Raw genomic sequence first — 11,579 nt, 5'->3', positions numbered from 1 at the left:
GCCCTTCAGGCTTACCTGTTTTTTTTAAGTGCGACCATAGGAACTCCATATAACTTATCAATCAATGAGTTGTTTCTGAACCGCCACGCTCTCGTTCATTCATTACCAGGTCGCCATGTAACCGAATAACTGCCATACGAGCATATTCGCTTACCTCCATCAACGCCTTTTCATCTTCCTCATCAACATCTAAAGAGTCTGTATCAAGTTCTGCAAATTCAATAAGATGTTGAAAGGCGTCTTGACTTTCTTCATCATAGAATTGATCCACATCTACACCTGCCATAGACAAGCCCTGGATAAAGCCTTTACACCACTCACTAAAAGCCTGGGCTCGGTCAATTAAAGATTCATTTTCATTTGGGAGTAACATTTCAAATTCGAAATCAAAATTAGAAATTTGCTGCTGACTTATAGAGAAAACATCAAACATTGCCAAAAAAGCAGATCGGCTTTCATCGTCTTTTTTATTATTTAACAAAGTACGTAAATAGGTTTCGCCCTGATTGTCTGTACCCGCACAAAGAAAACCACACATTATCCCATGCAATTCACTACCTGATATATCTAATACCAAAACCCCGATAGATTCAATAAATCTATCATATTCCGGCAAATGCAATCGGTTCACTTCTTCGGACATAATCAACTCGTATATAAAAGTAACCAATGATAACCGATTTAAAGCGAGTGTTCACCTTGGGTAGTGAGACTACAAAATATTTATATAAATTAAACTTCCCTATTTGCTGCCATCAGCCAAAATTGCTACTATTTGCATAGCACCGCTCTAATGCAAAGGATAATAATGACTGATATTAAATCCTGTAAAGTTAAAATATTAAATAAAACCTATGAGATCAAATGATATGGGTCCGCATGTCTGGAACAAAATTAAGGAAAAATAAGAGCTATTCATCCATCATTTATAGTTAAAAATTCACTCAAATTAACCTATTTAAACCTACTCAATACCGTATGAATAGTGATTGCTACTACGAATTGTCTTAGGTCATTTTACCACAACTCTATCAGAATGACTTATCCACAAGTCCACAGGTCAGGAGAGCTTCACTTTCTCGTATAGGCCTGTGGGCCTTGTGGGTAAGTCATGACGCTCTCATTTAGGGTTTATGGTCTTTTCCGGCCATAATACACCTCTGCGGGCGTTAAATAATTAAAGGACTGGTGAAGCCTTCGGTTATTATAATACTCAAAATACTCCGTTAAGGCCAGCTCAACCTCTTCAATTGTATCAAAATCATACCGGTAGATTTTTTCTTGCTTAACACTACGCCACAATCGCTCGATAAATATATTATCTAAATAACGTCCTCGCCCATCCATGCTGATAGAAATGTGGTGAGATTTTAGCGTATTTATCCAATCTTTTGAGGTAAATTGAGAACCCTGATCCGTGTTAAAGATCTCACAACGCGAATGCAGCAAAGCGTTTCTAAGCGCCTCAATACAAAATTCAGCCTCCATAGTAGGTGAAATAGCCCATCCAATCACATAACGACTATACCAGTCCATAATAGCTACTAAATACACATGCTTTCCTTTCATGCGGATGTAGGTGATATCTGCGGCCCAAACCTGATTTGGTTTGGTGATATCCACCTCTTTTAATAAATAAGGGAACACCTCATGCTCCTTATTGGGAACGCTTGTATTTGGCTTTGGGTAAACAGTCGATAACCCCATCATTTCCATCAACTTTTTTACTCGACGTTTACCAACAGGATAGCCTACTTCTTTTGACAGCCATCTTGCCCGCTTAATTTTACCTTCACATGGATACTGCAGATAGTGCTCATCAAGTAGCGCCATAAGCGCTTCATCTTCGACAGAAATGGGCTTGGCACTATAATAATAACTTGAAACAGGCAAGTCTAATAGCAAGCATTGTTCACGAATGGTGAGCTCGGCAAGAGGATCAATCATGACGCGCTTTTCATCCAGACTAAAGTTCATGCTTTTTTTTTAGCCAAGATAGCTGCGCTTGAAGTCGACCAATTTCTTGATATAATGCCTCAACAAGCTGCTCTTGGGACTTGGCTTCTTTTTCATTAGCCCCAGAGAATAAATCGTTAATGGCTTTGATGGCCGATTGCTTCCAAGTTTTTACCTGCGTTGCGTGAACACCGTATTCACTGGTAATTTGCGCTTGTGTGAGTTTCCCCTCAATCGCAGCTAGCGTTATTTTTGCCTTCTTGGCCGCCGTATAATAAGCTCGCTTTTTAGACATTTTATTCTCCTCTTTGTATTAAGAAGAATAGCTCTTAAAAAACCTTTTTTTGTGTCCAGAAAACCGCGCCTATATTAAAATGTCCAGAGGGAGAGGAAGCCAATTTATTACTCGCAGCCCAAAAACTGAGTGAGCAAATGGATCTTAATAAGAAGAAGTCGAAAAAACTTGATGACTATAAAATTCTTTTACTCGCCGCCCTGGGTATCAGTCATGAGTTAATTATCTGTAAAAATGATCAAGAACATCAACGTTTTCAAGTCACCCAATTTATTACCTCGTTAGAAAATAAAATAAATAAAACAGTGGGGGGCGAAGGAGATATTCCTCGGCAAACGGATTAATACGTAAATCAACGCAACTCACTTAATATAATTTTAAAAAGGAATTTTTGATGAGACGTCAATGGTATCTTGGATTCGCAGTCATCATGTTAGTACTGCTAGCCATCTTTATTATGCTCCAGGACCTGATCTGGTTTGTCTTCTTTCTTATTCCCATTGCAATTTTATGGATTTATGACCTGCTGCAAAGAAAACACTCCCTTTTACGTAATTTTCCAGTGTTGGGCCATCTTCGCTATTTTATGGAATTTATTCGTCCGGAAATTCAGCAATACTTCATTGCTACTGATGAAAACGAACTCCCCTTTAATCGCGAAAGTCGCTCGCTGATCTACCAACGTGCCAAAAATGAGCGTGATACCATCCCTTACGGAACAGAGCGAGATATCTTAAGCGTTGGCTATACCTGGGCCCTCCACTCTTTAGCTCCCAAGCAAGCCTCTGAAGTAGAGCACCGAATTATGGTCGGGGGACCTGATTGCACTAAACCCTATTACGCATCCCGACTAAATATCTCAGCCATGAGTTTTGGTTCCTTATCTCCCAATGCGATTATGGCGTTAAATCAAGGAGCAAAGATTGGCGACTTCGCTCACAATACGGGAGAGGGGGGTCTTAGTCCTTATCATCTACAAGGAGGGGATATCATTTTCCAAATTGGAACAGCCTATTTTGGTTGTCGCGATAAAGACGGTAATTTTGATGAGAATGAATTTAGAATAGAGGCTAGTCGTGAAGAAGTAAAAATGATAGAAATTAAATTATCCCAGGGGGCCAAACCGTCACATGGTGGTATTTTACCCGCTGCAAAATTAACCGAAGAAATAGCACGAGTAAGAAAAGTTCCCATGGGAAAAGACGTGTTATCTCCTATTGCTCATTCTACTTTTGATACTCCTGTGGGCTTACTTTATTTTGTAAAAAAATTACGCGATCTTTCTGGAGGAAAACCCATAGGCTTTAAATTGTGTGTTGGCCGAAGGGACGAGTTTTTTGCTATATGCAAAGCCATGTTGAAAACTCATATCTTACCAGATTTTATTACTGTCGATGGTGCTGAAGGTGGAACTGGAGCAGCGCCAGAGGAATACACTAATTTTATTGGCACCCCTTTAGAACCAGGATTAGTCTTTGTTCATAATTCCCTGGTTGGTATTAATGTACGCGATAAAATAAGAGTTATTTGTAGTGGTAAAGTAACTAATGGTTTTGATTTAGTCACTAATATTGCCCTGGGTGCTGACATGTGTAATTCGGCAAGGGCAATGATGATGGCTGCGGGTTGTGTGCAATCAAAGCAATGTAATGCCAATACCTGTCCTACAGGAGTGGCCACGCAAAACAAACGTCTGCAATACGGTTTAGTTGTTGAAGATAAAAAACATCGGATTGCTAATTTTCATAAAAATACCATGAAAAGTTTTTTAGAAATGGTTGGGGCATTAGGATTAAACAACCCTTGCGATTTAACCCCTGCCCATATCATGCGACGAATTAACGTTGGCGAAGTACTAACTCTTGATAAACTATATGAATACACTACACCAGGACAATATTTGGAAAACAAGCTTCCGGAAAAATACAAACAAGCCTGGGAGAAAGCCAGTCCAGAAAGATTTTAACTGAATTTTCCATCCTAACCGGACGTTGACTTTTTACTTAATAAAATCGTAAATTGATCAGCGTCAACTGCTCGTGAAAAATAAATTTCCTGGCCATACCTACAGCCTAATTCTTTTAATCGCTCCAAAGTAATTTCATCGCTAATGCCATTTGCTGTTGTGTCGAGTGCTAACGTATTCATCAACTTAATGATAGCCTCTACAATCTTTGCACTCTTCGCATCTTTAGCCATAGTCAAAACAAACGACTTTTCAATTTTGATATCGTCAATTGGAAAATTAAGTAAATAAATGAAAGGAGAGTAACCACTACAATAATCAGCTATCGCTAATTTAACGCCAGTAGTCTATGGAAAAGAGATTGCATGACAACAAACAAGTCAATGAAACCAATTAACAATCAACTGGCTTAACGGGATAAGACAATGCTATAATTTAATTAACCCGATGGCGTGTGATTTTCGAACCAACACTCACAGCCAGGGGAGCAACCTGAAATCGGCGTTGAGCAAGACCACCTTGTAGTGGGAAGCCTGAACCGATTCATCCGCCCCCCACTTGAACCTCAGGGTTCAAAATCGATGTCTGTCGGGTTATATCTTTAGCAATTGCTCCTTCAATAAGAGATACTCATCACGCACTTTAGCTGCCACTTCAAATTCCATATTTTTTGCGTGCAGGTACATTTGTTTTTCAAGAGTATTAATGTGCTTCACTAACTCTTGTGCTGACCAATGCATGTATTCAGGTGTCTTTTCAGCAACCATGGTTTTTCGTTTACCGATATATGTTCCTTCCATGATATCAGCTACTGATTTATTGATACCCATAGGGGTAATGCCGTGTTCCAGATTAAAGGCTTTCTGTTTTTCACGCCTTCTGTCTGTCTCATCTAACGCTCTTTTCATAGAACCAGTTATTTTATCTGCGTACAGGATAGCACGCCCCTTCACATTTCGTGCCGCACGCCCGATGGTTTGAATTAAAGATCGATCAGAGCGCAAGAAACCTTCCTTATCGGCATCAAGAATAGCAACCAGGGCAACCTCTGGCATGTCTAAACCCTCGCGCAATAAATTAATTCCGACCAGGACATCAAATTCCCCCAAGCGTAAATCGCGAATTATTTCAACTCGCTCAACAGTATCTATATCGGAATGCAGATAGCGGACTTTAATCTTATGCTCCGTCAGGTAATCAGTTAAATCTTCTGCCATTCGTTTAGTCAATGTAGTGACCAGGATGCGACCACCTTCCTTAATCACCACATTAATTTCCGACATCAAGTCATCAACCTGGGTTCGAACAGGTCTGATCTCTACCTCAGGATCAATTAAACCGGTAGGACGTACGACTTGCTCAGCCACATTATCAGCATTAGCCTGTTCATAAGCCCCGGGAGTTGCTGAGATATAAATAGTTTGAGGTGAGCGCTCTTCAAATTCTTCAAACCTTAAAGGCCGATTATCTAAAGCAGACGGAAGTCTGAACCCATAATTAACTAAATTTTCCTTACGCGATCGGTCTCCTTTATACATCCCACCAATTTGGGGTACAGTCACATGCGACTCATCAACAATCAATAACGCTTCTGGTGGCAAATAATCAAATAAAGTCGGCGGAGCCTCCCCTGGCCCACGTCCTGATAAGTAACGGGAATAATTTTCAATACCCGAACAATAACCAAGCTCCAGCATCATTTCAATGTCAAAGTAAGTCCGTTGCTCCAAACGCTGAGCCTCTACCAATTTATTTTGAGCATTAAATTCAGCCAGTCTCCCCTGCAATTCTTCTTTCACCCAATCCACAGTTTCCAGGATTCGCTCACGAGGGGTAACATAATGTGTTTTGGGGAACACAGTCACCCGTGGCAGACGCTGCAGAATTTCTCCTGTTAATGGATCAAAACGGGCAATGCTTTCTATTTCTTCATCGAACAATTCAATTCGGATTGCTTCTTTTTCCGAATCAGCCGGAAAAATATCTACAACATCCCCATGCACCCGAAATTGGCCTCGCTCCAAAGCTAGATTACTCCGCATGTATTGCATTTCGGCAAGACGTTTTAATATTTTACGCTGTCCGCATTGTTCTCCACGGGAAAGATGTAATACCATACGCAAGTAGGAATCGGGATCGCCCAAACCATAAATGGCAGAAACCGTTGCAACAATAATCGCGTCTTTGCGCTCAATCAGTGCCTTGGTGGCTGATAAACGCATCTGCTCAATATGCTCATTGATGGACGAATCTTTTTCTATAAAAGTATCTGAAGAGGGTACATAGGCCTCAGGCTGATAATAATCGTAGTAGGATACGAAATATTCTACGGCATTATCAGGAAAAAAGGCTTTAAATTCCCCATACAATTGAGCAGCAAGCGTTTTGTTTGGTGCCATAATCAAGGTCGGCCGTTTCATCGCCTGGATTACATGGGCAATAGTAAACGTTTTTCCTGATCCAGTAACGCCTAAAAGGGTTTGCTTGGCCAAGCCTGATTCCAAGCCATCAATTAATGAGGCTATTGCAGTTGGCTGATCACCGGCAGGTTGGTAGTTAGAGTAAATTTTAAATAAATCTTTCATATTTTACATTATAAGCCATGACACTTATAAATCACAGGAGTAACAGATGGATATCGCATTGGCGAAACGCGTACAAAAAGTAAAACCCTCTCCCACTCTGGCTGTGGCGGCAAAGGCCACACAAATGAGGTCTCAAGGGCTTGATGTTATAAATCTAGGTGTGGGTGAGCCTGATTTTGATACACCGCAACACATTAAATTGGCAGCCATATCAGCTATTGAAGCAGGATATACGAAATACACAGCAGTTGATGGCATACCGGAACTAAAAGAAGCCATTCAAAGTAAATTCAAAAACGATAATGGCCTGGATTACCAACTAAACCAAATTTTAGTCTCAGTCGGAGGCAAACAAAGTTGTTATAATTTATGCCAGGCGTTTCTTGATGCCGGCGATGAAGTCATTATCCCTGCTCCCTATTGGGTTTCTTATCCAGACATGGTCTTGTTGGCAGATGGTATCCCGGTGATTATTAATACAACACCGGCACAACGTTATAAAATTAACGCCCAACAATTAGAAAAAGCCATTACTCCTAAAACCAAAATGATCTTCCTCAATAGTCCATCTAATCCATCAGGAATAGCCTACACCCTTGAGGAATTAAAAGCCCTGGGTACTGTTTTACTAAAACACCCTCAAATTCTCATCGCTACGGACGACATGTACGAACACATTCTCTGGAGCCAACCTTTCGCTAATATTCTTAACGCCTGTCCTGAGCTATATGATAGAACTATTGTGTTAAATGGTGTTTCCAAAGCATACTCTATGACTGGATGGCGGATAGGTTATGCAGCAGGCCCAGCACCTATAATGAATGCGATGAAAACCATCCAATCACAATCCACCTCAAATCCCTGCTCCATTGCTCAAAGAGCTGCGGTTTCGGCATTAAGAAGCAGTCAGGAAAGCGTGATGGAAATGGTTAGCGCCTTTCACAGCAGACATGATTATGTAGTGGAGCGATTACTGGGCATACCTGACCTTGAAGTCATTCCTGCGGATGGCACGTTCTACATTTTCCCCTGCGTACAAGCCATCATTGAAAAACGCGGTTACGCCAACGATATCGAGTTTTCAGATAAACTGTTAAGCGAAGTAGGCGTTGCTCTAGTCCCCGGCTCGGCATTCGGTAACGAGGGGTGTATCCGTTTATCCTTTGCTACTGGCATCGATACGTTAAAAGATGCGCTGAACAGATTACAACGGTTTTGCAGCCAGTAAAAAAATTATTACTAAAGGCTTGACGATCGCGCGGAATCGTTTTAAGATTCCGCCTCATTCCCTGGTAGCTCAGTCGGTAGAGCGGATGACTGTTAATCATTAGGTCGGCGGTTCGAGCCCGTCCCGGGGAGCCATATCCAGCAAGGCTTCTAGTTAAAACCTCTCTCGTCACCAAGCTCTCATGGGGCACTGGCGGGGCACTTAGAAATAACAAATGACAACACTCAATTATGCACAGCAGTTAAAAAACATAAATCCACCTCAGGAAAAATTCATAGCCTTTCTCGATATACTAGGATTTTCGGAATTTATTAAAAATAATGAACATCGTACCGCTATTGAAAAATATCAATGTATGATTCGTCCAATGATTGATTTATCCCTTACGGAAACGGCTGAACAAATTACTAAAGACTCTTCTTGGATTGAGGAGGTAAGCAAATCTGATAATTATGATAATCTAGAGCCAAAATTTGACAATGTAATTCTTCAGTGTGGAGCAATGTCTGATTCAGTGCTTTTATCCACCCCTGATAATACATTAAGAAGCTTGATAATACTTTTAGCCACCGTCCGTAACTTGATGGCAAAATTGTTTTTTTTAGGTTTCCCGTTGCGGGGTGCTATTACATCAGGATGGGTGACGATAGATAATCAAACTCCATCAAGTCCAAACCTCAATCATCATTTGGCTATAGGGAAGCCTATTGTAGAGGCTGTAGATCTTGAGAAAAAACAAAAATGGTCGGGATGTGCGCTTCATTTGAGTGTAACTGATTGTATTGGTCCCGCTATAGTAAAACTAGACCCAACTTTAATTACGCTTTATGAAGTTCCTTTGAAAGACGGCGTAAAACTAATGCCTGTCGTAAATTGGTTAAATGGAATTTCAGATGATGAAAAAAATAAATTTAACGATAATTCTATCGCGTCCAAATTTGAAATGCATAATAAAAAAATCACTGAAAAAGAGCAAGATATAATCAAGAACACCATAAGTTTTTTTAATCACGTGGAAGAAAAAAGTTTGATGAATATTTAATTCTCTTTCCACCACGCCCTTTATTTAGTTACACTTATTTCAACACACCCGCCAAGCTGCCTTGATTACGATCAAAAGCTCAAATCGTGCGGGTTTTTATACTCTTAGCTCATAGGTGACCACGCAGCGCAGCAATACATAGTGTTGGAGCAAAGTAGAAATACATAGCTGTTCAAATTTAAAGAATAGTGCTATCATTTGCTGCTATTTTAACTACAGTGATCATAAAATGTCTTTTCATATCCGAAACATCTTGCTTTTTCTTCTTAGTTTATCGCTTTCTGCTTGTTCTGTTGTAATGGCAGCAAGGAGTAATGGTGTTAATCCAAAGCAGCTCTCTCAATGTAAAACACGTTCATGTTTGATTGCGGCAGGTGCTACTCCAATAGACCAGAATAAAAATAAGCAAGGGAAACTCTATTCTGAAAATTTGCGTGCAACCATGCCTACCGGATCGGCTGCTCGTGCTGCAATGCATGGCCTCCTTGATGTTGGCACTTTAGGCATTTGGGAAGTAGCCGGAACACCAATAGAAGCAGTCAAAGGTAAAAAAACCGGCTATGTTATCGCTGTAAAATATGCCGAAGATGGCAGCACAATTAAACATATGGCTTTTGAGTTTTAATAACTGTCATTATCAAGCTTGGAAAAAATTAACCTTTGTATCAAACATATTTGTTATTTATCTAAGATATAACTCATCTTAGATCCAAGGCATTATAATCATGTAAATTACCCGGGGTTGGCAGTTATGCAAATTCGCGCAAAGCGCCTTTTAAAACTGTCACAGCTTCCAAATCACCGAAATAGACTTTTATGTTGGATTCTTCGGTAACAAAGCATACGTCATCTTCCGTAGTCATAATGTGTCCATCTTCAGTTAAGATATTACCAATGTTATTTTCAAGACGAGGATCGGTCTCAGCAAAATAAGCTTTCGTTGTAACGCTGACATGCTTATTACAGGTGACAACATTGTGAAGCACTTTGAGACCTTGATTTTTGGTGGACATAATAAAATCATATACTTTTATTTTTATTTCAGAATTTTGTTTGTCTTGTCTCCATTGAATAAGATGGTAGATTGTGAACGCTGCATTGAGGGCATGATCAATCGAGGCCTCCTGATCAAGGATTAATTCAGATTTAATCAGCCGTTCAATCTCTCTTTCCGCTTTATTTTTAAGCTCAATATAAGTAAAAATTTTCATGCGAGATACCTTTATGACATTATTCAGTCATCTTGATTTGAATTATTTTCGACCATAATAATGGGGAAAATAATCTTAACTGCCCCGTAAGAGCCCTTTTTAAAATTTTCATGATCTTATCTTATTGAAATAAATAAGTATATTGTTAATTGAAAATATGATTAACAATCATGTGTTGCCATCTATTTCCATATATTGTAATCTCTCGCCTGTTGTAAATAACCAGGCTCGTGATAATGGCAAACATTGAAAAAAGAACCACTCAAGATGGCACAACCTCCTTTCGCGTAAAAATAAGGCTTAAAGGATTTCCCGCACAAAGCGCAACATTCGACCGATTAACTGATGCCCGCAAATGGGTGCAACAAACCGAAGCCGCAATTCGTGAAGGCCGCCATTTTAAAACAACAGAATCAAAACGCCATACATTAGGTGATGCAATAGAACGCTATATCAACGATGTGATCCCTACCAAGCCCAAAAATACAGTAAATCAAGTTGGCCAACTAAAATGGTGGAAAGAAAATTTAGGTGATTATTCACTTGCTGACGTAACACCGGCTTTAATTGCACAGTTTAGGGATAAGCTTGCTAAGACACCTTCGCAACGTGGCGAATCGCGCAGCAATGCAACTGTAAATCGTTATCTCGCCGTGTTAAGTCATTTATTTACGATGGCCATCAAAGAATGGGGATGGGTTGAAGATAATCCCCTACGTAAAGTTACAAAACCAAAAGAGTCACGTGGTCGCGTACGTTTTTTATCGGATGAAGAGCGAGTACGATTATTGGATGAATGCAAGAAGAGTGAAAGCCAATATCTTTATATTGCCGTTGTTCTTGCATTATCTACTGGCGGAAGGCGTATGGAGATTCTTGGCCTATCTTGGAATGATGTAGATTTTAATCGTGGAATTATTACATTACATGAAACTAAAAATGGGGAACGGAGGGTTTTGCCATTAGCTGGTCATGCGCTCGAGTTAATGAAACAACATAATACAATACGATACGTGACTTCAAATTTAGTATTTCCCGGAAAAAATATTAACAACCCAGTCGATCTTCGTACCCCCTTTGAGACCGTATTAAAGCGTGCAGAAATTACTGATTTTCGTTGGCATGATCTTCGCCATAGTTGTGCGTCATACCTTGCAATGAATGGCGCAAGCCTCGCAGAAATCGCGGAAATTCTTGGTCATAAGACACTGCAAATGGTGAAACGATACGCACATTTGTCTGATGCCCATACCAGCAAAGTCGTAGCACGGATGAATGAAGCAATTTTTGGGTGAG

General features: G+C 40.1%; 12 protein-coding genes, 1 tRNA gene and 1 other RNA gene. 8 read left to right on the top strand and 6 right to left on the bottom strand.

Annotation, left to right across the window (positions count from 1 at the left end; all coding sequences use genetic code 11):
• Positions 1–61: 61 nt before the first annotated feature.
• From HRS36_RS00930 to HRS36_RS00920, 3 genes are all read right to left on the bottom strand, one after another.
• Positions 62–643, bottom strand: coding sequence for a UPF0149 family protein (locus HRS36_RS00930; protein WP_173235678.1), 582 nt, complete (start codon positions 641–643; stop codon positions 62–64).
• Between the two features lie 488 nt (positions 644–1,131).
• Positions 1,132–1,977: an IS3 family transposase gene (locus tag HRS36_RS00925; RefSeq protein ID WP_173235473.1), complete on the bottom strand. Its 846-nt coding sequence runs from the start codon at positions 1,975–1,977 to the stop codon at positions 1,132–1,134.
• The gene (locus HRS36_RS00920; protein ID WP_173235475.1) at positions 1,967–2,251 is read right to left on the bottom strand and encodes a transposase; all 285 of its coding nucleotides are present in this window, start codon (positions 2,249–2,251) and stop codon (positions 1,967–1,969) included. The genes HRS36_RS00925 and HRS36_RS00920 overlap by 11 nt, the downstream gene beginning before the upstream one ends.
• A 71-nt stretch (positions 2,252–2,322) precedes the next feature.
• On the opposite strand from HRS36_RS00920, the gene HRS36_RS00915 reads away from it, so the two are divergent.
• The gene (locus HRS36_RS00915; RefSeq protein ID WP_173238398.1) at positions 2,323–2,595 is read left to right on the top strand and encodes a cell division protein ZapA; all 273 of its coding nucleotides are present in this window, start codon (positions 2,323–2,325) and stop codon (positions 2,593–2,595) included.
• 50 nt (positions 2,596–2,645) lie between these two features.
• A complete protein-coding gene (locus tag HRS36_RS00910) occupies positions 2,646–4,217 on the top strand; it encodes an FMN-binding glutamate synthase family protein (protein WP_173235676.1) in 1,572 nt (523 codons plus the stop codon).
• A 14-nt stretch (positions 4,218–4,231) separates the two neighbouring features.
• Here the strand turns inward: HRS36_RS00910 and HRS36_RS00905 are convergent, their stop codons facing one another.
• Positions 4,232–4,510, bottom strand: coding sequence for an EAL domain-containing protein (locus tag HRS36_RS00905; RefSeq protein WP_267313948.1), 279 nt, complete (start codon positions 4,508–4,510; stop codon positions 4,232–4,234).
• 145 nt (positions 4,511–4,655) lie between these two features.
• Here HRS36_RS00905 and ssrS point away from each other — a divergent pair.
• Positions 4,656–4,816, top strand: a non-coding RNA gene (gene ssrS, locus HRS36_RS00900) — 6S RNA.
• Here the strand turns inward: ssrS and uvrB are convergent.
• A complete protein-coding gene (gene uvrB, locus HRS36_RS00895) occupies positions 4,811–6,802 on the bottom strand; it encodes an excinuclease ABC subunit UvrB (RefSeq protein ID WP_173235674.1) in 1,992 nt (663 codons plus the stop codon). The genes ssrS and uvrB overlap by 6 nt on opposite strands.
• 46 nt (positions 6,803–6,848) lie before the next feature.
• On the opposite strand from uvrB, the gene HRS36_RS00890 reads away from it, so the two are divergent.
• From HRS36_RS00890 to HRS36_RS00875, 4 genes are all read left to right on the top strand, one after another.
• On the top strand, positions 6,849–8,030 hold the full coding sequence (locus tag HRS36_RS00890) for a pyridoxal phosphate-dependent aminotransferase (protein WP_173235672.1): 1,182 nt from the start codon (positions 6,849–6,851) through the stop codon (positions 8,028–8,030).
• A gap of 58 nt (positions 8,031–8,088) precedes the next feature.
• Positions 8,089–8,164, top strand: a tRNA-Asn gene (locus HRS36_RS00885).
• A gap of 80 nt (positions 8,165–8,244) precedes the next feature.
• Entirely contained in the window at positions 8,245–9,072 is an 828-nt protein-coding gene (locus tag HRS36_RS00880) for a hypothetical protein (protein ID WP_173235670.1), read from the top strand.
• Positions 9,073–9,301: 229 nt separating this feature from the next.
• The gene (locus HRS36_RS00875) at positions 9,302–9,697 is read left to right on the top strand and encodes a hypothetical protein (RefSeq protein WP_173235668.1); all 396 of its coding nucleotides are present in this window, start codon (positions 9,302–9,304) and stop codon (positions 9,695–9,697) included.
• A 124-nt stretch (positions 9,698–9,821) separates the two neighbouring features.
• Here HRS36_RS00875 and HRS36_RS00870 read toward each other — a convergent pair whose 3' ends face one another.
• A complete protein-coding gene (locus HRS36_RS00870) occupies positions 9,822–10,283 on the bottom strand; it encodes a hypothetical protein (RefSeq protein WP_173235666.1) in 462 nt (153 codons plus the stop codon).
• Between the two features lie 236 nt (positions 10,284–10,519).
• Here HRS36_RS00870 and HRS36_RS00865 point away from each other — a divergent pair, with 236 nt between their 5' ends.
• Entirely contained in the window at positions 10,520–11,578 is a 1,059-nt protein-coding gene (locus HRS36_RS00865) for a tyrosine-type recombinase/integrase (protein ID WP_173235664.1), read from the top strand.
• Position 11,579 lies beyond the last annotated feature (1 nt).

The sequence above is a fragment of the Legionella antarctica genome, assembly GCF_011764505.1.
Taxonomy (GTDB): Bacteria; Pseudomonadota; Gammaproteobacteria; order Legionellales; family Legionellaceae; genus Legionella; species Legionella antarctica.
This window is presented reverse-complemented; position numbering and strand designations above follow the sequence as displayed.